This window comes from Klebsiella sp. TF21-TM, from assembly GCF_019753495.1.
Taxonomy (GTDB): Bacteria; Pseudomonadota; Gammaproteobacteria; order Enterobacterales; family Enterobacteriaceae; genus Klebsiella; species Klebsiella quasipneumoniae.
Window position 1 is genome coordinate 1 of record NZ_JAIJYL010000040.1, and the last position, 23,856, is coordinate 23,856.

Consider the following 23,856-nt stretch of genomic DNA (forward strand, 5'->3'; position numbering starts at 1 on the left):
AACTGGGGGTGATGTTCCACTACGGAAAGCTGAATATGGCGTTCTGAGCCTTCCCACCATGATCGGGGAAGACCCATATAAATACAGTAAATGCATGTGTGCAGCAGATCAATATTGGCAGTGGCTATCAATGATCGGCGCTGACGTAACGCATTGATGCCTCAATTCGACTGGCAACATTGAGCAGGGAAATATTTATAAATCGTCTTCACCCCCTCCGAGCACATAGGCCACAGACACAATGTTTTAACTGCTCAGACCAGAAATATCTGGAAGCTTTAGGCATCTTCTTGGAAGATAGACGAGCGCAAAGACGCACACAGCAATGATGTTATGTAGTATTTTCCCCTTGAGTGTGCCTGCTCAAGGGGATTTTTTATCGCCGTATTGTACTGGCAAATATTTGTAAATCGTCTTCACTCCCACGCCTGTCACATCGGCCACACGCTACTGGGCAGGCGCTTAGTCCGGTATGTTTCTCGCGCTACTACTGCTTACGTTAACGTCTGGTAATGATCTAGCGGCGCGACGTAAAGCGGCGTTGAAAGCAATTATAGTGACCGGCCGGCGATGGTACTTCACACGGTTAGAATGACTCTGAAATAAATAAACATCTTCTGGATAGCGTTCTCTTCTACGAGCAATCATCGCCTCCACTGGAGGGGTTGATTTAACACGTAGCTCCTTCAGGTGACCCTGTTTTCGTATCAGTATCAAGTCACCATCAATATCATCATATCGAATACTCAGCAGCCTTCCAGCGCTTAAACCCGTGTGAAAAATTAACGCCCACAAGTCAGCCCATGTATCTGAGATGGAAACAAGATTGCTGTTAATAGTTAAAAATTGCTCAAAACTTATTGTTTTCTTACCGTTCACGAACAAACCAAACTGTTTTCAGAGCTGAATGAATTGATTAAGCCAAACGTAACATATCAGGAAAAGTAGTGAAATCTTTGTCTTCAAGTCGCCGGGAGGTACTTGTAGATTGTTTTCACGTCTACACCTATCACATCGGCTACCTGCTGCCGGGTAGCGCCGTTCTCCAGCATTTTGCGTGCCCGCTCGACAACTACCGGCGTCATCACCCGCCTGCGACCACCAACACTCACTCTCTCTGTGCAACTTGCCCTGGTCCGATCGAATAATTACATCGAAAAAATAGTTACAGAGTCTCTCAGGTTGAGACAGTTCACTATATGTTTATGTATCCTAATTGCACCGTTGACATTGAAAGTGTCATTTTTTTAACATATTGTGATTAAACATTTACTCATGAAGTGATTTCAAAATGGGAAAAGACATCTTTAGTAGATTTGACTGGGTTGATACGCTGAAGGGGATCGGCATCATACTTGTCGTTGCTGGGCATATTTTCGGCTCATACATCTCTGGATTTATATATTTATTTCACATGCCATTGTTTTTCTTCCTCGCTGGATATTTATATTCACCAAAGCCATTAAGGCAATATTTAAAAAGCAAATCATCAAACCTGTTGATACCATATTCAAAATATCTTTTGTTTTTTACAGCCATATCAACTGTATATATGATTTTAAATCATGATAGCATATCAATGATTTTAAAATCAGTAATCAAATCATTGTATGGAGGAAACCTCCTTACAGGATGGATGGGAGTCTTCTGGTTTATCACCGTATTTTTCATCACACAGCAACTCTTTAATTTTTCAATAGTTAAACTAGGCGTAAAAAAGACAAGCGCCATAGCAATCATATCATTAGCGCTTTCATACGTTGCAAGCCAGTTTATTAAAATAACCACCCCACTTAATATCATCGTGACACTTCATGCTTTTCCATTTATGTGTCTCGGGTATTTATTCAAAACACATAGAATAAAAGTAAATACGATGGCGGTAATTTTAATTTGTGTAACTTGCATATGGTTTTTCTCATCTCACAAAGTTGAAATGAAATTTGATATGAAACAATCATTATATGGGATACCATTTATAAGTTTCATTACTGCTTTAGCGCTCGTTGTTATGGCAATAATTATTAGCAGCATAATAAAATGCAAGCCCCTCGAATTCATTGGCATTAACTCAATGAACATTATGTATATACATCAATTCATTCACCTAAGCATAGCCAATAAGATATTTGAATCGGATTTCGCAATATTTACAACCACAGTAATAATGTCATTATTTTATTGCATAATAATAAACAAAATAAATATACCGTCAATTAAAAAAATACTTAGTTAAATAAAAGCAGCCCACCGACAGTGTGGGCTGCCTTAGGCAACCAGTACCTTTTCATACTAACTGAAAAATGATCACAATTAGCCTTTACTTGCTATTTGATTCACAAAATATCCTGCCAGCATTTCTAACATAACCCGGTTATGACTGGATATATCTGTCGGCATACCTGTACCAAGCCGGGGTGAGTGATCATAAAAACGTCCACTCGCATACGGGTCTGTAAGATAATCACGTTCATAAGCCTGCATGCTTAAGATGAGCGCATTTCCTGTCGAGACTCTCCTTACCATCATCATAGTCAGGGCCACACTCACCGGTGTCGACAATAAACCACGACGGCTTTCCGAGATGTTGTAATCGATTGTCCTGATACGTCCATCACCACATAACCCGTGCAGACCATACGTGACGTTGTTGAATGCTGGGGCAATACCCAGCATATCGGTCATAATCAGATATTCAGCTGTCAGGTCCATATCGTAGTTAAACCAGCGACTACGTGACAGACTGGTTGTTACTGGCTGTGAATCCACCAGGGTCGGTGTATATCGAAAAATTGTTGATGTATTTGTCAGCAGAGTAATAACAGTGTTGTAGCAGGTCTGATATTTCCCGGTAGTATCCATTCCCGTTTTTATCGCCAGCGCAACCAGAAGCAGTCCGTAAATATTGATATTGGTTGCTCCCGTACCGCTATCAGTGTATTTATTCGTTATACCTCCTTTATTAATGACGGTGATGACCATCGCATCAGCAAAATTTGTGATGTAGGGTTTCAGTGCATCTGTTACTGTGCTCTCTCCCAGGTATTCAGCAGAACGATAAAAAGAAACTATGGGTTTAAGCACTGTGGAAACCAGGTCAGCAATTGCCCTGCTTCCGCTAAGGTATGCTGCGCCTAGTCCTGTTCCGCTGTAATATGTATTAAGATACTGAATGAATGACGGTAATAATACAGCGAGTGTTCCATTCGGCTTCCTTAACTCGCGGCATGCAAGGTAACCGAAGGGGGTTAACTGGCTTGGGTTGCTAAGATTTAATGGCGGTGTCATCCCCCCAATTCCTGCTGAGTCTCCATTCATCCAGAAATCCGCGACACCATCCATCAGTTCCAGAAAAAACCGTTCAGCCCGTTTAACCGCAACATTCGGCAAAACTCCTGTTGCTGCAAATGCCACCGGTCGGTTCAGTACTTTTGATGCCAGCGGAAAATGAGCAGACTCTGTTTCCTGTGTGTTAATCCACGCCTCGACACTCCACGTCCAGTTTTTTTCAACAGGCCAGTTTAGGAATGAGTAATCAGTAGACGATGATGTTATCCATCCAGCCTGAACGGTTAAGGTTCTGCTGGATGTGTTATTGGACATTGATATCGTGGCCTGTCTGGTCGGACCGCCTGCGGTGCCATCACGATGAATATCACCATTAACAATCGTTGGAACTATAGATAGCGACCTGTTTCCTACAGGAGTCCCGCCTATAATTGCAGCGGGAGAGGCAAAATCATAGTTAGGGGTTACTGAGCTTCCATAGGTCACTATCATCGGGATAAATGCACCAAGCATTTTCCCGACAGGAATCATGCTCACAGCAGTAACAAGGTTACGAACCTGAATTTGACCGTTATTAAAAATGCGATAACGGGTTATTGATTTTAATACACCAGAGGAATATACCGCACTGGCTGCGTTATATGCCACACGCTCAACCTCTGAAAAAAGAGGACCATTATTTGAGAGTTTCAGGGTTACATTGTCAGTAAAATATTCTGTTTTTTGTGTAGTTCCGTCCAGATAGCGATGTTGAGTGCTGAGCCCAATCACAACACGGTTTACATCATCATTTGGAGCAGAATCAATAGATGTTAACCCATAGTAGTAAGTAGTCCAACTAAATCGACAGGTTATACTACCAACAGTAATATTGAATCTTTTGTTTCCTTCAGTTGGGGCGTAATAATCGAGAGATGGATATGCAGCCATCTGTTTTGTGTTGGCGTAGATATCAATGTTGTAGTATTTTTTCTGTCCGGCAGGGATAGTATCGTTAATCCAGACAGAGCCTGTTTTAAATGAACCATCCGGCCAGAACCCCTCATTAGACTGGAAGCGAAGGTTTACAAAATCTTCCCCCGCAAACTGTCCTACAAAATAATTGCCATCCTTGTCAGTCACGGAGATATCCTCGTGATGCATGACTAGCCCTGCAGGAAATGATACTTTCAGCTCTAGCAGCCCAGTGTAGTCCATTGAGGTATCATTGCTCGCATCGCAGATGTAACGAGCCAGAGAGCTTGATGTGAACTCAGGCTTTTGGCGACCATTATAGTGATATACGTCAGCAGATAGCACCAAGTACTGATCTGCTGTTATAGTGATGTCCCCGGCAGGTAATTGAGTGATAAAATTGGCATTCTTTTTTGTAATATCAGTTGTCTTATAGTTAATAACAACTGAAGAAAATTTATCAATGTAGTATTTCACCCCACCTGAAGCATCTGGGGTGTATCCTGCTGAAATAATCTCAGCATACGGGATAGTTAGTTGGATATATGGCGTTGACACACCATACATAGAGCAACTTTTCTTATCGTACGCATATCCACCAGTATTCCCTGCAGTAAATACACCTGAGGTATCAATAACTGAATATGGGGCGATAAGTTGAGTTGTATTTTGTAATGGTATATTGCTGAAAACCATTCGAAAAACAGAGTTCGTGGCATCAAGCAACACAGTCCCGGGCGCAATTCCGGTCAGATCCAGCACATGATACGGTGAGTCAATAACACCATCGCTGAAGCGCTCGCCCGGCAACAGGCTGGCTATTACAGCCGTCCCATTGCTGGCAGTGGCAGAAAATTTCAATGCCTGACTGCGGGCTCTTGCATCACTGGATTCATTTGCTGAAATCTGGTTAACGAATACCGTCACATCATCTTCAGAGGTAAACGCCCTGCTACCCGCAGCAGTAAACGACAGCTTTTTTTGCTGCGCCATCAGGGTCATTTTTGACAAGGTGTAATCCGTTAAGGATAACGCCTGGCGATTGCTGAATATTTCTCGCTGGGCAGCGGCATCAGATAACTCAACGCGCTTCTGAGACAGCATTTTACGGCCGGTTGCTGTCAACGTTCCGGCGTTATTGATGTACTCATCTGCAAGCGAGATACCATCAGTGCTGCGTACATAGGTTGTGGAACCTGGCGGAATATTCGCAATATCCGCCTGCGCCGCTGCCAGCGTTTGATACTGCTTGCTGAGGGGAATGATGTTCTGCCGTATCTCATCATTTTTCGCCATCATCTGACGCCAGGAGTCGAGCGGCTCTCCGCCGCGGTCGTCAACCGTTCCGGCCGGACCGTTAACCAGCTCGTCAGCGCGCTTAACGTTGTCCATGAATATTTCCGGCGTCGTCGTGCCCAGTGGCGGGTTAAGTTCGGCCATGTTTTTTGCTCCAAAAAGAGGCTTCGCCCAAACGAGGGTTTGAGCGAAAAGAGTTAATTAGGGGAATTTTTGGTTTTAGGCAACGTCGCCGGGGTATGTGGCGTCGTCGTACTGGTAGAACGATTCGAGGTATTCTTTAGCGGTGACCTGACAGGTTCCGTCTGACTGCGGAGCGATCTCCTCTACAATGGCGTCGTAGACGTGGCGCGTTGAGCCGCAGAACACCAGGCGGATCGGCTCGATGGTTGCCGACGACAGGTCAACCTTCATCGGGTCATCAAACTCGCTCAGGTGCGGGACTGACAGCTGAAAATCACCCACCCTGCTCGCCACCATCAGCCCGGATGCAGAGCCATCCTGATAGCGGATCAGCGCTCGGGGATTTTCGAAAGACCAGTCCAGCGGCTCCGTAACGGTGAACGTTGTCACGCCACCCGCCGTTGTCATCGCCTCCACCAGACAGGAAATCGTGTTGTTACCCGGAATATCATCCGTGAGCACAATGCGATCGCCCGTGTTGTAACACAGCGCGTCCAGCTCGGTAGTGGTCTGGAACGTCACCCGCTGCTGCAGGTATTTCATCAGGCGACGCATGCCGATCTGGTAGGCGTGATCCTGATTCAGTACCCCATCGAGTTTGTAGTTCTCGATTTTCACCGGCGTGGGATTATCAGGCGTCCGGCATTTAACGGTCTCCTCCGCCCAGGTAGTCCCGTTGATGTACGTCACGTCGACACCATCAAAATCATCGTCGGACGGTACGGTAAATCCGCTCTGCAGCTCCTCCACCATCTCATGCGGAGTGATCACGCCAGTCCAGGGCTTAATCCCCTCACGGTTGACCGTCGCCAGGCCATCACTCAGCAGAAAGCGGGACTTCCCGGCATTGGCTATCTTCTGCAGCATTTCCAGCGCTGAGATACTGTCTCCGGTAGCAAAATCGAAATTTTCCCCCCGTGGCGTCCAGTACGCGGACTCCAGCGCGTTGATGGTGTCGACATCCATCTCCAGCCCCAGCGAGTTTCCGACATGCAGCAGAGCACCCGAGATAGTTCTGGCCGTTCCGGTTTCATAGGCGCGGGTGGCCACAACATTTACACGTCGGTCCGACTGCGCCGCCAGCTTCCCGCCCGTCTCGACGGTCACCGCCATCAGCGACACGCCGGGATAGGATGAAGGGCGCGTCAGCAGTCGCCCGCGCAGTGCCTGCCAGTACATCGAATCCCTGGCGTTGTTTGAGCCCTGCTCATTGCGCCGACGGCAGCGAACCTCTACCAGTCCCGGAGAGCTGAGGGTGATCCGCTCAGTGAAACCTAACCCGTTGACGTTTTTCAGCGCATACTCTCCCAGGTGACTCACCCACCCCGATCCGGAACCGTAGACGCGATACTGTATCTCCCACTCAACGTGGCGGATCCGTTTTTTGCCCTTACTGTCAAAGCCGCAGATGCCGTTCGGGAAGGAGAAATTCACCTCGAATGCATCCACCACTTCATTCTCAGGGCAAACCAGGAACGGCCCCAGCCAGCTCAGCGTGTCGTTAAGACCAGTGGCCTCATAGTCGATCATCGTCCGGGCGGAGAATCCCGGCCATGACTCATCAACGGCACCGGAAACCAGGCGCGCAACAGTCGCCGTCGTGCCGTCGGCAGAGACAATGCGGTACTCATTCCCGCGGTGAGCAAGTGAAAGCCGTTGCACCCCCTCTGGCATGCCGGAAAAGGCCCTTCCCGTGGCGCTGTTATAGGCAAGCGTCACATTCGCCGTTACCGCCGGGCTGCCGCCGGTTGATGCCGTGCCGGAGGTGTAAACCGGGGCATCACCGAAAACAGCTACAGGTAGCGAAGAGGACGTGATCGCCCCGCCCACGAACGGACTGGCCGCCTCGGTTATCAGTACGGTGCCGCCGTTGCCCTGCGCAACCAGGCCGGAGCCAGTGAGTCCCTCGGTAATGGCCGCCAGCAGTCCCGACATCGAGACGTAGTTAGCCACCAGCGATACCGGGTAGGTAACTTCCTGCCAGGTGATCGTGAACGTGCTGGAGCTGGTCGAAAAATCGTAGGTGGTCGGGGCCGCACTGGCCTGGACTTTTGCCGCACTCCCCCCGGTGCCGGGCACTGCAGCCTGATCGGGGGTATATGACGCGATAAACAGATCGTAATCGACAGAGTTAAACCCCAGCGTCACCGGCATACCTACTACCGGCGCGATCTCCGTCAGCAGCGGGCTTGCGATAACGCTGTATCCGGCCGCCGTGGTGATCTGGTAGTTCGCCGGGGCTTTAAGTTCGACCACGGCGCCAGCGACCCAGCTGGGCGGCAGTGCGTTATCGTTCTCGTCATTATCGTCATCATCATCCGTATCCAGCCCCGTAAACGTCACGCTCGATCCGGAGACGGTCATGCTGTCTGCGATAATGTCGTCTGCGTCCGGCGACGTCTGGGCCATATCCAGCCCGGTGCCGGATGACGTCCCGCCCACTTCGGTGGAGTTGACCCAGTTTTCGCTGCGCTCATCACCGGAAACGTCCGCGCCTGGCGGGTAATGGGTGCTGCTGAAACCAGGCAGCGTCGATGCAGGAGTGCTGCCTACCCGGATATCGCCAGTGGTATAAATCAGTTCACCGACACCGAGACACAGCAGCATCTGGACGCGCATTTTCGTAGGATCGGCGGCATCGAACCTGGTAACGGGCTGGACCACATAATCCGGGTAGATACGCACCCGGCCAAACACCTCACGAATGGCATCACCGAGTTTTGCGGTGTTGGACCGCGCCGGGTTCAGGTCGAGACTGCGCCCTGTGGATGAGGTATAGCCGCCCGTATCAATGGTGCTCATCATAAAAAGCGAATAGGCTGCAGCGGCAACGGAGATACCGACGCCGATCCACGCGATTGTGGCGGCCTCCAGCCCGAAGGGAACCGGATAAAGCCTGACATCACTATCAGGGCGAATCACACACTTAGCCCACTCGCCTGGCGGAATTAACAGCCCCTCAACCTCAACGGTCAGCGGTGGGAGATCCCGATCCTCGTAGCCTTCAACATTTGCCACCAGCCAGCTGCGAATACTGGTTACACCATGCTCATGCGTTTCGAGCGGTTCACCGGGAAGCCGGGACGGGTAAAAACGAATGGTCATTGCCAGAACTCCACTTTGACAAATCGGCGCTTAAACCGCGGCAACGGCAGAAAGGTGACGTTCGTACCCGGGTTGCATTCCACCACATGCAACAGACCACCGATACTGACCACGATCCCTACGTGGGTGACGGTCGACCCGGAATAACAGGCCACCCCGGCCCCTTCGCAGGGTTCGCAGCGCTCAAGGGTAAGCATCATCCTGCGCGCTTCCCGGTCGAGGCCGCCGTCGTCTTTGGTGACCCCTGCAAAATCGGGCCAGACGGGTAAATTCAGGTCGCGGCGTATCTCGTTCACAATGCCGAAACAGTCGAGTTGCGGGTATACGCGCCCGCCCTTCAGCCAGGTGACTGAACGGTATTTATCAGGGTTAAACATTGGGATTCCTTAGCTGATATAACGCAGTCCGGGGAATACAGGGAGCGTGTAGCGGTATCGCGGCCAGGCGGTATCAAGGATATTCATATAACCCGCGGTAATCTGCACCTCTGTCGCCGTCCAGGAGCCCGACTTGATTTTCAGCGTATACGGCACTTCCGCAGGGGCCGCTAAATCCGTGGAGATATAACGCCGGTACGTCAGCGATGCAGGCAATCTGTTAGCCAGGGCATTGCGGATCGCCGTGGACACAACACCATCGATATTGCACAGGGCAAATTTGAGGTCCTGCGTGCCGTCCGCATTGCGCGCCGGCAGAGCAATGCCTATCGCACAGGCGGTAAACGTTACGGTATCGCCGTTCTCCGTCGTTGCCGTAATACCCTCGTAGCCCTGGCACAGATAATAGACGTCAGAACCAATGGTGATCTGCAGCGTCTCAATGATCACCTCCGGCCCGCTGCTGGCGTAGAGGCGTTTAATCTGAGTCATGCTTCGGCCACTCCTTATTCAGCGCAATATCCAGCAGTGAGCTGCCGACTATCCATTCCGGGTAATGCCCCCATCCAGACGGCGGTAATGGGCGCTCCCAGAGTTCTACTGGCGCGGTATATCTCCAGTAAAATCCGCCTTCTGGCGTGGGGCCTTTATAAATATCCGTGAAACGACACACGTAATTTTTCAGCCCTACAGGCGTTAATAACGGTATGTTGAACCACGCCGCCCCATCTGATAACTCATCCCGAAACCACGCCTCAAAAGCCTGCGCCTGGGCGTCAGAAAAAATCCAGGCCAGATCTGTTTGGGTTGGTGTCGAGGTGTAGGCACGCCGCTGCCGTGCCCGGCCAGTTACCATCTGGGTCCGTTTCAGAGGAGATACAGGAGTTAAACCAAAACTCTCTTTAAGCGGTCCAGGCAGGTAAGCGGAGGGGTAATAAAGCGTTGTGGTGATAGCCATTAGCTAATTTTCCTCCCCGAGGTAGTTTTCCCCATCAAGGCCTTATGCAAATCACCCTGACCGCTTGCGACTGAATTAACCGCCTTCCGGTATCCCCTTTCTGCCCCCTCATCTGCAGCTTTACGGACCAGCGCCAAAGTTGCATCGGAAGGGTTACCATTTATGGGGATATTGATTGTGGGCGAATAAATCGCGCCGCCGCCTGTTGACTGGTTTGCAACTCGATCCAGAGTGGCATCCAGTTTTGCGCTGGTTTTAGCTGTCGTAACGCGCTCACCTTTCTGCAGGAGCCAAGTTCCTGTTTCGGGCACAGAGTCGATACCGTCGTGAGCCTGGCCCTGAAGGGCTGTACCAACACCTATCGCCAGTACTCCAGCAGCCGCAGTTGCGGCTATTGCTGCCGGTCCTGCTATTTCGGGTCCAACAAACGGCACGCCGATCATTGCTGTAAAGGCCTGCAAACCCGCCATTGCAACTTGGGCAGCAGCGTAAGAAAGAAGTGTGCTACCAACAGATTGCAGAAATGTCGAAGCAAAATCTTTAACATTTAACTTTCCGGTTTCTGCCCAGTCAATAATCATATCCGTTAAGCTGCTAAATGCCTGTGCACCAACCTGCTGCATGTTGGTGTATAAATCCATTGATGCTTCTATTTGCGTTGCTAGTCCTGATATAAAACCAGCAGCACCATCATTTTGTAACTCATCCTGCTTCTTGTAATATTCCTCCTGTATTTTAAGCCTCTCATCAAGAGAGTTCTGTAATGCTTCTTTCTTTTTATTGTAAAGACCTTGGTCTATATCTCCAGATTGGAGTTGGTTTAAAAGTTCATCCTGTTGATAAGCAAAATCCTGCTGTATATCATTATTATCCTGCATGCGTGATCGCTCACGACTACCAAAATAACGGCCAACAATTTCATTATCAAATCCTTGCTGCGCTAACTTATTCTGTCTTTCTAAGCCGGAAACATATTCAGCTACTTTCGCATTTTCCTGATTAAGCCGTAACTCTTCCTTCTTGGAATCAAGGATTTTAGCCGCAGTTCGGAGTTGTTCCTTCTGCCCTTCTGATAATTTTTTCAGGTTTCCGCTGGTTATATCAAAATTAATCTTCTCCAGTTCGGTTACTTCTGCAGTTTTTTTACCTGTTGTTTCAATTAGGGCGGCCTGCTTTTGTAAATCAAGCAGTCTATTTTTGAAAGCATTGTCAGTAGGATTGCTTTTTGGTTTTGTTTTTGGCTGGTTCTGGTTAGACTCCCCTTTGCCCAACGAAAAATCATTATCTTTAGAAGTGTCAATGCCAAGATCAGAAAGTAGAGATGTGAGCCCTTTCGCTCCTCTATCTACCTGCTCCGGAGTCATGCTTGACTTTATCGCGCGAAGAAATTGAAGACGTTTAGTTAAAAAGTCTAATTCGTCTTTTTGTTCCTTACTTTGATTCCCTCGTTTGTTAAGGAATTCAATGCGCTGTGCAATATCACTTTCATCAGCAGCGTTATAATTACCAGATACAGCACCGATACGAGAGCGGGTATAAGTTGCAATGGCCCCCAGGCCACCAGCAATACGCCCCACAACCCCGGCAAGGCTTATGGCTTCACCAACCAGGTCTGATAGCCCCTGAAGAACAGCAGGATCGGTGAAGACGTCACGAATATCATCAAGCCCATCCTGCAATGGTGTAAGGTCAACCTTAGCCAGCCCCGAAGCAATTTCCATTTTAAGACCGCGGGCGCTAGTCTCTATATCCTGAAAGAACTGATTAACCTTAACAAGGTTATCAATATCTTCTTGCGGTGGTGCGACACCAAAATCTTTTGATAACTGGATAAATTGTTTCAGCTTCTCGTTGTTGTTGTCGAACAACGGCAGCATTTTTGACAGGTCATTACCCAGGCTTTCGAGAATATTGGTTTTCCCGGCCTGAGTGGGGATTTTCTGTAATGCTTCACTGATTGCCATCAGCTGCTTATCTGGGGATTGCTGAGCCAGCTTCTGAGCTGAAAGCCCCAAAGTATCCAGCGCCTGAGCAGCCTCACCTGATTTATTCAGGACCGCATCGCCGACCTTATCATTAATGTCTTTGAAAATATCGGCTATGTTGTCACCGGTTAAACCAGCTTGTTCAGCAGCATATTGCCAGGATAACAAATCCTGGGTGGACATTTTAAGAGATTTTGCCCAGCGGTCTGCCTCTGTTACCTGCTGTGCTGTATTTTTGACAATGGCTAAACCAGCAGCGCCAATACCAACAGCTGCGGTAGCCGCTGCAGCCCCCACAGCAATGATTGAAGAACTTACCTCTTTAGCGTCTTTTTTTACCTGGTCGCGCCACTTCTGAGAAGATCTTTCGGCTTTATCCATGCCCTGAACAAATCCACCTACTTTAGCGATCAGGTCGATTGTTAGCGTACCGAGGGACTTGCCAGTCATTGAATTTTCTCCAGGCAATAAAAAACCCCGCCGAGGCGAGGTTTGACGTTAATTAACTTAGTTGTTTGCTATATTTATTAACTAGCGTTTTCACACCCGGGCAGGCTGCGATCTATGATCAAATTACCCTCGACCCTTAGGCCAATTTTACCGAACAGGAAGGCGTGGTTTAGCTGAGTGACAACAACATCAGACAGACCAACAGCACAGCGATCTTTCTCAATCGCGCGGTCAGCTGCAGTTTTGACGTTAGGAATCCCGGTAGGGAAGATGATAACCGGATAACTATCTTCTGCGGTCACACGCTTACCTTTATAGAACTTACCACCATTCAGGTTATAGTTTTTAGTGCTTGCAACAGTAAGATCTGCCACTCGGACCGTACATCCTGTTAATAACAGGGCGCCCAATGCTACTGCTAGTATTTTTTTCATTCCATGTTTCCTTTGATTGCAATCAGAAACATCCTATCACATGAAATTTGCAAGGCAATGCGGGTAATCCTGTCATTTTCGGCGGGTTTCAATTTCCAGTATCCTCATTCATCGAATGCCAGGCACTACACTGCATTCAGTATCAATGCCAACTTTTCATAGCGTCCTCAAGCGATACAGGAGCTTCGTTGATGTGTGGTGCAAAGTCACTAACCTTGAACGGAGGCGTGTTCTTTGCCTTATTGATGTTAGCCAGGACAGACGCCACCATCGACGCCCCCCACTCGGTACGCATCATAATGTTGAGCGGTCCGTACTTCTCACGGTACTTGAGCCAAACCAGAAATTCCCTGCGACTCATCCGCTCCTGAGCCTCTGCGATGGTGCGGCCGCCGATGCCGTTCATCACCAGTTCGCACCAGAATTCATCCTCGCCGGTTAGCTCGTAGTCTTTCCCAGTTCGTTTACATCATGAATTGCAGCCAGGAGGGCCATAACAATCGGACCGTCTAGCGCTCCACGCTCCGGGGTAGCAGTTCCAAGAATGTCAGCCGCGGTAAACACTGGGGCGCCGTCCTGATCGCAAATATGCGCCGCAATGCGCTCAGCAATCGGGTCCGATTTCCCGTTATACGCCAGCAGTTCAGCTTTAGTGGTGTGGTAGCCCATCGGGCGCACATAGACGGTTGCGATATGCTCTTTCCCGTCACGGCCTTTCCACTTAATTTCTTTTTCCACGGGACGCCCGGTAAAGGCACCGGTTTCTTTTAACGTATCGAGAGTAAGTTGCATTTCAGCTCCTGAATAGAAAAGCCCGGATAACCGGGCATATTAATTACGCTGCGGCCTTAGGCACCCATACGGAAGAGCCAGACCGCTGGATCGTGGCGGAGGTCGTCACAACAGCGTTACCCTGAAAATCAAACGGGAAGTCAGAAACGTAACCCTGGAAAATGAACCAGGTGCGATCCGATGGCAGCACCAGGCCATCAACAGCATCCTCAGCGCCAGGAGCGGCGGCTGTCGGGACACTGGTTCCATCTGACCAGCCAACCGCAAAAGTTAACGGCGTCTGGTCATTCGCTTCAGCGAGGCCATGCAACATAATGTGGCTGGCGTTCGTCGGATCAGCGTTAAGCCCGACGGTTGCGGCCGCAGGCGTTTTAAGCCCCTTTTTGTAGGTTCTGGAATCCCGTTCACTCAGACAGGTATCTTCAATCTGATCGGCAGGGTTCCCGCCGGGGTTGAAACTGGTGATGCATTCAACCTCGCTGACCACGCCAGACTTGAGCACAAAAAACTGCGTGCCTTGCGTTAATACAGACATGTTTTGTCTCCATAAAAGAAAAACCCGCACAAGGCGGGTCAGTTTGGGGTTGTTGGTTATCTGGTCGTTATCCAGTCAACATCGAAGGAATAGCGGTATCGCATTGTTTCAGGATCGCGGCTTTGTTCACCCCATCGGGTGATATAGGCCTTGCCCTCAATTGCGTCGCGTAAAGCACGGGCAGCAGCGATCACGTCGGTGTCAGTATCGCCATAGACATCAACCTGCAGAGAATAGCGATCCGCATCTGGCCGCTGGTTCAGAAAATTTTCAGGTGAGCCGCCTATGTTTTGCCAGACTGCATAGGGATAAACGATATTGTCGTCCTGCATCCCGAACGGATAAAGCCTCACGGGATTAGAGCCTAACAAATCCCTGACTGCCTGGCTGGCTGCGCAAACTGCAAATATTGGAGCAATCATACCGGAGTTCCTTTTTTAGCCGCCCGTCGCACAGCGCGATCAATGGACTTTTCCAGCTCCGCTGCGAAAATATTAATTACGTCGGTATCAACACCATTGATCGCCGGTCGCAAAACAGGCTTTGCTGCTGCGTGCTCTGTGCCGAACTCCAGGAATCGCCAGTACCAGGTATCCCCGCCGGGATTACCTTTATCTCCGGCAGTGTTATAACTTTTACCCGCCCTGCCTTTTCGGACGTTATCCTTTGTGTTGGCGTATTGCCTGGCGCCGCCCATCACCCCGACACGAAACGTTGGATCGCCGGTTCTGCGAAATGCCTTGCTGCTGAAACTGACCACAATGTTTTTGTAGATAGCCTCTTTGGTGAGAGGGTCATCAACCCGCGCGGCATTATTGCGCGCTCTGTCCCTGATCACGTTTGCCGCTTTACGCAGCGCTGCACGACCGGATTTATCGCGAGTGACCTGTGAGACGGCATCCAGTTTCCCCAGGACGGAATCGAGCCCAGTCAGGTTTACTTCTACGCCATCAGCCATCGTTAGCCCCCTCTGAACATGGCAGTGTCAGGTATTCCCTGCCGCTCCGGGGGTCAGGTAAAATGCCCTCAATGTTGTAGATGCGGCCACGAAACAGGATCCGATGTTTGCGGGTAACACCCTCACGGTAACGAATCGTTATCCGGGTGGTAACTTCGCCCTGAGAGGCCTGGGCGGCGATAAACTCACGTGCGGATAAAGCAGCGACTTCAGCCCAAAGGGTTGCGACATCGCGCCAGGTATTAATCACGGCTCCCGTTGTCGGGTTCTGTTCTTTTACCGGCTCCTGTAGGGTTATCCTGTGACGCAATTTCCCGGCCTGCATATCACCCCCTCGTTCTTTGACTCAGGTACACGGGGCGATCATCACCCAGTGAAGTGATATCAATATCGTCATCTGCAGCCAGCGACTGGATAATTACATCGGCCAGGGCGACGTTAGACTCAGCCAGGCGGTTTATCGCTTCCGTCTGCTCTCTCTGTGCTGCTGTTTGTTCTCTCAGCGCTGCTATCAGCGCGTTTACCAGTTGCTCGTTCATAGGCTATTTTCGACCACTTTTTTAACCATTCACGCCGACGGCGGCACCCTTCACAGGCCATTTGTAACCTCAAGTCCCAGGAATTTTGCGATGCTGTTTCAGAATTGCATCAACACCGAACGGAATAGAGTTAACGCTGTCGCTACTAACAGGCTCCCGGTTTTCATACCAGTGCGAAACCAACAGCATCAGGGCCAGTTTGATATCGTCCTCGATTACCAACCCGTCAGGGTCGTCGTCTGGAACAGCGTTATCATAAAGACGGCAATTTGTGATTTTTTCAGCGTGCTTCAAAGAGGCATTGAGGTAGAGAGTTAACATCACATCCTCTGTATCGTCATCGCTGTCGATACGGCACTGGTAACGAAGCTCATTTACAGAGGGCTTCATTTGCCTTCACCCCGCTTATTACCGACTTTAGGCTTAACAGTTGTTTCAGTTTCCGGTTGTTCAGTGCCGTCAAGAATCCCCATTTGAGCAGCAACCTCAAGAGCGCGCTCAGGAAGTGATCCAGCCTCATATTCACCGGCGGGAATGTTTATGATCTGAATGCCATCAGGTGACCATTTCAGGTCTTTTTTCAGCAGCATAATGACCTCCATAAGAATGGGGCCGAAGCCCCATCAGATTATGCGCCAGCACCGATCTGCAGCAGTTTGATGGCCTGAGAATCGGCCAGCATTCCGCCGGTACGTTTGGTGGTGTAGAAACCAACGAATGGTTTGTTGGTGTACGGGTCGCGGAGGATGCGGGTACCAATGCGATCAACGATGGTATAGCCACGTTTAAAGTTACCGAACGCAATGGCTTTCGCATCAGCTGCGATATCAGGCATTTGCTCATTCTCAGCAACACCATAACCTGCCAGAGAGGAGGGTTGGCCCAGCTCAAGACCCGGACGCCAGAGATAGTTACCCTCGGAGTCCTTCAGAATGCGAACGGCAAACAGGCTGTTGTTGTTCATCATGAACTTAGCACCGTTGCGGTGCACCTTGCGCAGGGTGTAGACCAGTTTGATAATCGCATCGGCAGTCACACCAGCCGCCGCACCGGAAAGAATGTGCTGCAGCGTGCCAAAGGCACGGGTTTTATCGTCCTCCAGAGTGGAGGCGTAGGCCAGAAAGCCTTTCGGTTTTTTCGTACCGTTGCCGCTGGTGAAAGCGATTTCTTCCTGTTCGGAGAACTCAACCGCCAGTTCGCTGTTGATCCAGTCTTCTACATTGAAGAAGGCATCATCCAGCATCGTTTGGGTTGCCTGAGGGTTTCCGTAGATTTCACCCATGAACGGTTCAATCTGACCGAGTTTAGACGCATCAGTAGCCGGACGGGGATCGGTTTCACCGACCCAGCCGGAAGCAGTGCCGCCAAGGTTAACCAGCTTTTTATAGTTGGCTCCGCCAACAGTGATAGTTGTGGCCTCCTGGCGCATCACTACTTCATCTTTCAGAAGATTAAGAATGGTGCGGTCCAGCTCTTCCGGGACAGCATATCCGCCGTCTTCATCCACGCCAACCTGCAGGGCTTTACGCTCCAGATCACGCAGTCCGTCATCCTTACCCTTGCGCATAAAATCGATGAAAGCGGTTTTGTGCTCGGTTGCGGCCTTGCTTTGAGTGCCACCAGCTGGACGTTTAACCTGTTTAAGCTCATCCTCCAGCGCGGTTTTAAGCTGATCCAGCTCGGTCAGCTTGCCGTTAAGTGTTTCAACTTCTCCGGCCAGCTTGCCTTTTTCAGCTTCGATAGCTTCAATGCGCTTATCATTTTTCGCTTTAAAATCATCGAATTTTTGCTGCAAATCCTGCGCGACCTGCTCAACGTCTTTAATTTCGACTGCCATAATTCAACTCCTGATTAAAATTTGATGTTTTTCAGTGCATCCAGTGCGGCATCCACACCATCAGCGTCACGCTGAGAGAGGTTGCCATAGCCCCCGGCCATGAATGCTTTGGCCTGGGTGCGGGAGAGCCCAACATCGCGCAGGACCCGTTCAATACTTTTCTGAGATGGTGTTTCGCCACGGGCAAACGCGCTTTTAACATCGCTGACCCGAGCCTCGTCATTCGACGGAAACGTTACGGGGCTGACCTCCCAAAGGTCGATCTCCTTGAGGAGAAACACGCCTTTCTCGCGGTCGTATTCCCAGTCTTTGAGCATGTAACCAATAGAAAGGCCGGTTAAAGAACCGGCCTTCATGTGGGCATGTGCTCGCTTTGAAAGAGGATCATCATCAATGAGTAACCGGCCTTTGACATATAATCCGACGTCATCCTCTTTCATTTCGGTATAAACACCGATAGGTTCATCCATCTGATGCTGCCAGAGCATAGCTGGCAGCGCGTTTTTCTCCCGCCATGACTGAAGCGATTTACTGAAAGCGCCGGGAACAACTACATCGTCGTAACTGTCCTTAACGCCAAACACAGAGCCATAGCCTTCAAATTCCCCGCTGTCGCTGACAGACTTTAGCTTCAGCGGAATATCCAGCCGCTGTTTAGTCATCGGCATCATGTTGTTCCTCGGTTGTTTTGCTCTTATTGCTGTCAGACGGCTTGGTCGTCATATTCATCGGCGTCAGATAAACGTCACCGCCAGAGCGTGGGTTCATATCTTCCAGTTCACGGCAGTCATTTGGTGAGTAAATACCCCAGTTAATACCGGTTGAATACGATTCAAATCTTGATTTCATATCCCCACGCAGCAAAGCACCGGCATTAAACTTGGCATAATAGGTGCCCTGCTTCGATTCCTTCACCAGCCCCACGTTGATTCGCTGCTCAATACGGGTCATGTACGGAACGAGTGAATAGTTGATGAAGCCAATGCCAAGGTTTTCAATATTGTTGAAGGTGGCGCGGTCAGTGTTCTGCACCATATGCATCGGCACCCTGAACAGGCGGCAGACTTCCTCCAGCTGAAATTTTCTGGTCTCAAGAAACTGGCTGTCTTCGGCGTTGAGTCCCATCGACTTCCAGTCAAGGCCCATTTCAAGAATCATCGGACGATGCGCATTGCTGAGCCCAAGGTGGCGATCCTCAAAATCTTTTCTCAGCCGTTCATAGGCTGCATCAGTCAGCGTTTGCTCAGTACGGAGAACGCCAGAAGTGACCGCACCATTTGCGAACAATCGGGCGCCGTGTTCTTCTGTCGCCATACCCAAAGAAATGGCCTCCCTTGCGTATGCGATTGGGTTCAGGCCCACCAGCCCGTCAAAGGTCAACGTCCTGACGTGCCAGATATCATCCTGATCCAGCACATCCGTAGAACCATCAGGGAACGTGACCTGATATACCGGTTGCCACTGACTGTTAAGCTTAGGGTCAACGCAGCCCGGATCAATGGGTAAAAGCTCGACCACCTCACCCAGCGCTTTGACCTTGTAGGCATAAAAATTACCGCGCAGGCAAAGACACACAATGACCAGCTCCCAGAACTCCTGGGGGGTCATATAGTCATTTGGCTTCATGGTCAGTAATTTATGCAGCCTTTCAGAGGTCGCTTTTTGCTTGCTGTTACCAGTGATTTTGTACAGGTTGCAGGGAAGCATCCCCATAGACTCAGCCAGAACTCTTATGCAACCAAAGACAGCTGTAAGTCGCATCGCTTTCTGGCTGCTAACGCGCTTTCCAGTGTAGGTGTCGTAAGTCATCCCTACAGATTCCGCCAGTTCCGCTGGCGTCGTGACCGATGCGGTGCTTTTCGTAAACATTCCGGGGAAAAACATTAGCCACCCTCCCCGGATTCAATTTTCCAGTTACCGGAAAGGGAGCGGGATACAAGCCATGACCAGAGCAGGCACAGAATACCGCCAGTAATGTAGCCAGCAGGGGGGTAAATAACCCAGGCACCGAATGAGAGCAGAATAGCCCCCAGCACACCAACAAGTGGCGCGAGTATCATCAGGATCATAATTGCCTCTTAAAGTGAGCGCACGCCATAGCTTTCGAGATGATTTGAAAGGGTTTCTTCCTTTTCAAATAACATTGCTCGTCCAATCGCCATAATCAGAGCAACAGCCCCATCTATTTTATTTTCGTTTTGCTCTTTAATTGGCCGAACAACATCATCATTTCCAGGCAGGTGCTTACCCACCACGTTTGAAATACACCAGGTCATTATCGGATTACCGTCATGATGAAATCGACCGGACTCTACAGCGGCCTCAAGCTCTTTCATCGGGTCAGACATGTTGGTGTAGTTCTGGATAATGGTTATAGGGTTGAGCTGTTCATCAGCAAGCTGATGAGAAAGGTTTGTTGCACCGTGCGGGTCAATTGGGCTTTGTTCAACAGGAGTTTGCTGATTATCACGCTTGGCATCTTCAAGTATTACTCGGTAATCAATTTCCGCACCATCAGTCACGGTGATATATCCAGCTTCAACCCATTTACGGTAACGCTCAGCGGTGCGGTGATCGTCAACATCGTTGCTGTATACGGTGTCATACGGAACATAGAAGCGCGGAGATATACAGTAATAATGCCGTTTCCCATCTATTTCACGGGTAAATAGCCGAACCTTAGAGTTCATATCCAGCTTGCGCGCAAGGTCAAAAGACAGAATGCAGGGCTGTCCTTCAAACTGCTCAATGGTGAGCGTCTCATCCTCACATTTTCGCCAGCTTAACAGGTTGAAATAAGCAGCACGTGCGGCGACCCAGATATTCAGGTGTTTCGTTTTGAATATCCCGGCCATGCGAGGATTATTTTTGGCCCTGCTTTGCTGGCTTAAGAGGAAATCCGAGTAAACCGACACCCCCATATTGGGATTGGCTTTGTGAAGAACAGCGGGATCAGTCCAGTCATCACCCTCATCAACGGTGTAAATGACGCCAAAAAGCTCATCATTCGGCACGGTTCCGTTCAGCATTTCGATAACTTCACGACGCTTATCGTAGCAAGGCCCCTCAATGTTATAACCAGCAGTGGTTATAGCCCACATAATCGGCTGTCTGCGGGCCCCCATGCCGGTGATCATTGTGGTATACAGCGCATCGCTTTCGTGCTCGTGATATTCATCAACAATAGCGCAATGCGGTGACTGCCCGTCACCAGGATTACCGATCAGCGGTTCAAATCTGGCGCCATCTTCAGGACGGCTAAGGTTCTTGGCGTTAACCTCTATTCCAAAGGCTTCAACGAGTAGTGGCGTACGTTTGCACATCAGCCGCGCAGGTCGAAATACTTCCCATGCCTGCTTTTCAGTGGTTGCACCGGAATACACCTCCGCACCAAATTCACCATCACAGGTGAAACAAAAAAGCGCCACACCGGCGCTTATCGCTGACTTCCCGTTTTTCCTGGGGATTTCTGTATAGACCTCTCTGAATCGGCGCAGCCTGCTGCCTTTATGAACCCATCCAAAAGCGCAGCAAATAATAAATAATTGCCAGGGTTCAAGGGTAATAGGCATCCTTTTAAATGCCCATTCACCTTTGGTGTGCGGGAGAAGTTGAATAAACCGTGCGGTACGCTCAGCTAGGTCTTTATCAAAGCGGTATCGAAATTTCTTTCCCTGCGATTTTGACAAATCGTCGATATGTCGCTGGCAGGCATCAATGACATACTGGCATGCCGGAATCTTTCCGGCGACAACATGCCTTGCGTACTGATTTGCAGCGTTAACGTTTGGATAGGCTTTTCGGCTCATGGCGTGATCATCTTCAGGAATGGGTTTTCGTTCTTTTTCTTCCCGGCCAGACCGACCAGGCGCTGTCGGCTGCTGGGGTCCAGCCCCAACATTGAACCGGTAGAACTCATTTCCGATTCCTGTTCTTTTTTAGCCGTAAGTTCAGGGTTTTTAATTTTCCCGCCCATTGCGCCAGTGATGGATAAACCATCAACAGCTATATTTTTTACCGCCCTGCGCCAGAACTCATAGGCAACGCACCAGCGCTCCAGTACTGCAAGATCGGTCACGCAGAGCAAGCCCTGTCCGCATAATTCTTTGGTCGTCAGCTCCCACATGATGGATGCTAACGGGAGTTCCTCTTCTGCAAACCAGTCCGGAGGTGCTACGCCATTGATGGGGGTGAATACTGGTTCTTCTTTATTCAGGGCTCGCTTGCCGGGGTTTCCGGCCAGCTCCTTGCGCGCCGTTGGCTTTGGTCTACGCCCGGAACGCCCCGCCGTTCCAGCCATAAGCGTTTCTCCTGGTTAAATTTCATTTTTCGCGGGTATAAAAAATTGACTGAGGCGGCGGTCCTTTGGGCCTTCGCCGTCAGGGATTTGACCCCGCCCCCCCTCTGCCTCGACTCAAATGGGAATCGATATCACTTGAAACGTTCACGCCCGGTTTTCGTTCTGTGACAGGGCCAGCACAGGCTTTCGAGGTTCGAATCATCATCGGTACCCCCATGAGCTTTAGCCTTGATGTGGTCAACGGTCTTGGCTGCAACGGCTCGCCCAGTTCGAAGGCATTTCTGACACAGGTGATTATCACGCTTAAGGATGCGGGCTCGCTTAATGTCCCACTGGCTACCATAGCCGCGCTCATGCCTACTCTTGCCTTGCTGATGCTGTTGCCAGCCTTCATTGCGGTGCTTCTCGCAGTATCCTGAGCGGTCGGTTGTTGTGCCTGCGCATCCACGCTTACGGCATGCACGGGGAATTAGTGCGGGCATCCTTATCATCTCCAATAAAAAAGCCACCGTTTAAAAGGGGGCTTTCATAAATTACAAAGGGATTCTATAGAAGGTTTTCCTTTGCCATTCTTAGCTTATGTTCGAGATTTCTTATTGTTATCCCTAGCTCATTAACTTTCCGCTTGGTATATCGATCTGAATATATCCAGTAGTCTGATTTCTGCTCACATAAGTATGACAACTCAGGAGAAATATCTTGAAATAAGAGACCGACACGTCTCCACTCCTTTGCAAGTTCAAGTTCCTTTTGAGCGTCTTTAATACCTTGATGTGCGAAATCCCTCAGGTAGGCCCGATTATCTATCAATAAATTTGATAGTGCTTCTAACTTGGATATTGTTAGCTCACGTTTCTGTTTGGACCATGACAAATAGCATTCCCATAATCCATTAATAGTAGCGCTTATATATTCGACCATATTTAACTACCTGATTGTGTGCAAGTAGTTAAACATTATCACAGGCACTCAGTGAATGCCTGCTGTAATGCCTTAGCTGGACTACTCAGTCACGGTATCAAACAACGCCAGCGCCTCAGTCGCCTCCTGGATGGCCTTGCGGGTCTTCGAGACAATCTCACTTTCAGTGAAGACACGATCAAAAGAGTCAGCGAATAGCTCAGCTTTCAGATTGCTATCACCAACCCAGTCAATGGCCAGCTTGGCCGCTGCGGTGTCGTAGTTAACTTTCTTGATGATATCCAGGCGGATTTGCTCGGATGCGGTGATCTCTGACATGTCTTACCTCTGTGCGATGTGGGGAGCATTATCGAAGCCACTCAGTAAATGGCCTCTGTGATGCATTCGCATTAATTCTTACCGAGTGAACAAGCAGAACGGTTGCCTTATGGATGTTTGTTACGCGCAATAAAAAAGGCCGCATAAAAATGCGACCTTTGGTTGGTACCAGTTAGAAAACTAAAATCTCTCAGGAGCCACCCGGCAGAGGCTTTTCTGCTTTTTAACTGACCACTGCCGTTTTGGTGTTGGCTGGCAGTGATAACGTGATGATAGCTTCATTTAAGTTATCGATAGCATTTAAATATCGAAAGAGCTCATTGAACCAATCATTTTCAACTTGCCAGAACATTCAACCAGAGCACAAGGCATCTCTGCTGGTCTTTTGATGGCTATTCTCAGCTCTCCCGAACGAGGCCGGTAACTAACAATTTATTCGACAGTTCCTTCGGCATTAACCCAAAGATCTAGATGCTTGATATAGCGTTGGATGGGCACATAAATAACCACCCCATCTACAAGGTTAACGGACTTGATAACACATCCCTGCGGGGCTAAATAATCCCCATCACAATGAGGGTGAATAGAGTGCTCGTCACCGTATCGATAACCATGCGGAAGTTGAG

26 protein-coding genes and 1 pseudogene are annotated in these 23,856 nt (G+C 49.5%); 1 reads left to right on the top strand and 26 read right to left on the bottom strand.

The annotated features are described in order from the left end of the window. Positions 1 to 462: 462 nt before the first annotated feature. Complete coding sequence (locus tag K5R89_RS27615; protein WP_001333465.1) at positions 463 to 885, bottom strand: hypothetical protein; 423 nt, start codon at positions 883 to 885, stop codon at positions 463 to 465. 77 nt (positions 886 to 962) lie between these two features. Next, a pseudogene (locus K5R89_RS24445) lies at positions 963 to 1,142 on the bottom strand (helix-turn-helix domain-containing protein); the annotation flags it as partial. Positions 1,143 to 1,291: 149 nt separating this feature from the next. On the opposite strand from K5R89_RS24445, the gene K5R89_RS24450 reads away from it, so the two are divergent. Beyond that, complete coding sequence (locus K5R89_RS24450; RefSeq protein ID WP_217259610.1) at positions 1,292 to 2,236, top strand: acyltransferase family protein; 945 nt, start codon at positions 1,292 to 1,294, stop codon at positions 2,234 to 2,236. A gap of 77 nt (positions 2,237 to 2,313) precedes the next feature. Here K5R89_RS24450 and K5R89_RS27620 read toward each other — a convergent pair whose 3' ends face one another. From K5R89_RS27620 to K5R89_RS24565, 24 genes are all read right to left on the bottom strand, one after another. Next, a complete protein-coding gene (locus K5R89_RS27620; RefSeq protein WP_254242858.1) occupies positions 2,314 to 5,682 on the bottom strand; it encodes a hypothetical protein in 3,369 nt (1,122 codons plus the stop codon). A 75-nt stretch (positions 5,683 to 5,757) separates the two neighbouring features. Beyond that, the gene (locus K5R89_RS24460) at positions 5,758 to 8,826 is read right to left on the bottom strand and encodes a host specificity factor TipJ family phage tail protein (RefSeq protein WP_217259611.1); all 3,069 of its coding nucleotides are present in this window, start codon (positions 8,824 to 8,826) and stop codon (positions 5,758 to 5,760) included. After that, positions 8,823 to 9,203, bottom strand: coding sequence for a nitrite transporter (locus K5R89_RS24465; protein WP_217259612.1), 381 nt, complete (start codon positions 9,201 to 9,203; stop codon positions 8,823 to 8,825). The genes K5R89_RS24460 and K5R89_RS24465 overlap by 4 nt, the downstream gene beginning before the upstream one ends. A 9-nt stretch (positions 9,204 to 9,212) precedes the next feature. Next, complete coding sequence (locus K5R89_RS24470; RefSeq protein WP_217259613.1) at positions 9,213 to 9,695, bottom strand: DUF1833 family protein; 483 nt, start codon at positions 9,693 to 9,695, stop codon at positions 9,213 to 9,215. After that, positions 9,682 to 10,161 (bottom strand): hypothetical protein, encoded by a 480-nt coding sequence (locus tag K5R89_RS24475; protein WP_004184699.1) that lies wholly within the window; start codon positions 10,159 to 10,161, stop codon positions 9,682 to 9,684. Before K5R89_RS24475 ends, K5R89_RS24470 begins: the two co-directional genes overlap by 14 nt. Continuing rightward, a complete protein-coding gene (locus K5R89_RS24480) occupies positions 10,161 to 12,596 on the bottom strand; it encodes a phage tail tape measure protein (protein ID WP_217259614.1) in 2,436 nt (811 codons plus the stop codon). Before K5R89_RS24480 ends, K5R89_RS24475 begins: the two co-directional genes overlap by 1 nt. 77 nt (positions 12,597 to 12,673) lie before the next feature. Further along, positions 12,674 to 13,030: a hypothetical protein gene (locus K5R89_RS24485; protein ID WP_048325263.1), complete on the bottom strand. Its 357-nt coding sequence runs from the start codon at positions 13,028 to 13,030 to the stop codon at positions 12,674 to 12,676. A gap of 142 nt (positions 13,031 to 13,172) precedes the next feature. After that, positions 13,173 to 13,436: a hypothetical protein gene (locus tag K5R89_RS24490; RefSeq protein WP_048325265.1), complete on the bottom strand. Its 264-nt coding sequence runs from the start codon at positions 13,434 to 13,436 to the stop codon at positions 13,173 to 13,175. 32 nt (positions 13,437 to 13,468) lie between these two features. Next, positions 13,469 to 13,822, bottom strand: a complete 354-nt coding sequence (locus K5R89_RS24495; RefSeq protein WP_032440655.1) for a phage tail assembly chaperone family protein, TAC — start codon at positions 13,820 to 13,822, stop codon at positions 13,469 to 13,471. 43 nt (positions 13,823 to 13,865) lie between these two features. After that, positions 13,866 to 14,357 carry a phage tail tube protein gene (locus tag K5R89_RS24500; protein WP_000115125.1) on the bottom strand — a complete coding sequence of 164 codons (492 nt, stop codon included), beginning with the start codon at positions 14,355 to 14,357 and terminating at the stop codon, positions 13,866 to 13,868. Between the two features lie 56 nt (positions 14,358 to 14,413). After that, positions 14,414 to 14,779 (bottom strand): DUF3168 domain-containing protein, encoded by a 366-nt coding sequence (locus tag K5R89_RS24505; RefSeq protein ID WP_032432334.1) that lies wholly within the window; start codon positions 14,777 to 14,779, stop codon positions 14,414 to 14,416. Next, positions 14,776 to 15,315: an HK97-gp10 family putative phage morphogenesis protein gene (locus K5R89_RS24510; RefSeq protein WP_064167245.1), complete on the bottom strand. Its 540-nt coding sequence runs from the start codon at positions 15,313 to 15,315 to the stop codon at positions 14,776 to 14,778. The genes K5R89_RS24505 and K5R89_RS24510 overlap by 4 nt, the downstream gene beginning before the upstream one ends. Continuing rightward, positions 15,308 to 15,640, bottom strand: a complete 333-nt coding sequence (locus K5R89_RS24515; RefSeq protein ID WP_064167244.1) for a phage head closure protein — start codon at positions 15,638 to 15,640, stop codon at positions 15,308 to 15,310. The genes K5R89_RS24510 and K5R89_RS24515 overlap by 8 nt, the downstream gene beginning before the upstream one ends. A 1-nt stretch (position 15,641) precedes the next feature. Then, a complete protein-coding gene (locus tag K5R89_RS24520; protein ID WP_048265262.1) occupies positions 15,642 to 15,854 on the bottom strand; it encodes a hypothetical protein in 213 nt (70 codons plus the stop codon). Positions 15,855 to 15,923: 69 nt separating this feature from the next. Beyond that, positions 15,924 to 16,244 (bottom strand): head-tail connector protein, encoded by a 321-nt coding sequence (locus K5R89_RS24525; RefSeq protein WP_040186339.1) that lies wholly within the window; start codon positions 16,242 to 16,244, stop codon positions 15,924 to 15,926. Beyond that, positions 16,241 to 16,444: a hypothetical protein gene (locus tag K5R89_RS24530; RefSeq protein WP_023302596.1), complete on the bottom strand. Its 204-nt coding sequence runs from the start codon at positions 16,442 to 16,444 to the stop codon at positions 16,241 to 16,243. Before K5R89_RS24530 ends, K5R89_RS24525 begins: the two co-directional genes overlap by 4 nt. A 38-nt stretch (positions 16,445 to 16,482) precedes the next feature. Next, positions 16,483 to 17,691: a phage major capsid protein gene (locus K5R89_RS24535; protein ID WP_021313628.1), complete on the bottom strand. Its 1,209-nt coding sequence runs from the start codon at positions 17,689 to 17,691 to the stop codon at positions 16,483 to 16,485. A 14-nt stretch (positions 17,692 to 17,705) separates the two neighbouring features. Then, the gene (locus tag K5R89_RS24540) at positions 17,706 to 18,359 is read right to left on the bottom strand and encodes an HK97 family phage prohead protease (RefSeq protein WP_004884313.1); all 654 of its coding nucleotides are present in this window, start codon (positions 18,357 to 18,359) and stop codon (positions 17,706 to 17,708) included. Next, the gene (locus tag K5R89_RS24545; RefSeq protein WP_217259615.1) at positions 18,346 to 19,575 is read right to left on the bottom strand and encodes a phage portal protein; all 1,230 of its coding nucleotides are present in this window, start codon (positions 19,573 to 19,575) and stop codon (positions 18,346 to 18,348) included. The genes K5R89_RS24540 and K5R89_RS24545 overlap by 14 nt, the downstream gene beginning before the upstream one ends. Continuing rightward, a complete protein-coding gene (locus K5R89_RS27625; RefSeq protein ID WP_021313630.1) occupies positions 19,575 to 19,760 on the bottom strand; it encodes a hypothetical protein in 186 nt (61 codons plus the stop codon). The genes K5R89_RS24545 and K5R89_RS27625 overlap by 1 nt, the downstream gene beginning before the upstream one ends. 9 nt (positions 19,761 to 19,769) lie before the next feature. Then, complete coding sequence (locus tag K5R89_RS24550; protein WP_217259616.1) at positions 19,770 to 21,500, bottom strand: terminase large subunit; 1,731 nt, start codon at positions 21,498 to 21,500, stop codon at positions 19,770 to 19,772. After that, positions 21,497 to 21,991 (bottom strand): phage terminase small subunit P27 family, encoded by a 495-nt coding sequence (locus tag K5R89_RS24555; protein ID WP_004884285.1) that lies wholly within the window; start codon positions 21,989 to 21,991, stop codon positions 21,497 to 21,499. The genes K5R89_RS24550 and K5R89_RS24555 overlap by 4 nt, the downstream gene beginning before the upstream one ends. Positions 21,992 to 22,122: 131 nt before the next feature. After that, positions 22,123 to 22,473 carry an HNH endonuclease gene (locus K5R89_RS24560; RefSeq protein WP_071888324.1) on the bottom strand — a complete coding sequence of 117 codons (351 nt, stop codon included), beginning with the start codon at positions 22,471 to 22,473 and terminating at the stop codon, positions 22,123 to 22,125. Positions 22,474 to 22,993: 520 nt separating this feature from the next. Next, the gene (locus tag K5R89_RS24565; protein WP_032408647.1) at positions 22,994 to 23,230 is read right to left on the bottom strand and encodes a DUF2560 family protein; all 237 of its coding nucleotides are present in this window, start codon (positions 23,228 to 23,230) and stop codon (positions 22,994 to 22,996) included. Positions 23,231 to 23,856 lie beyond the last annotated feature (626 nt).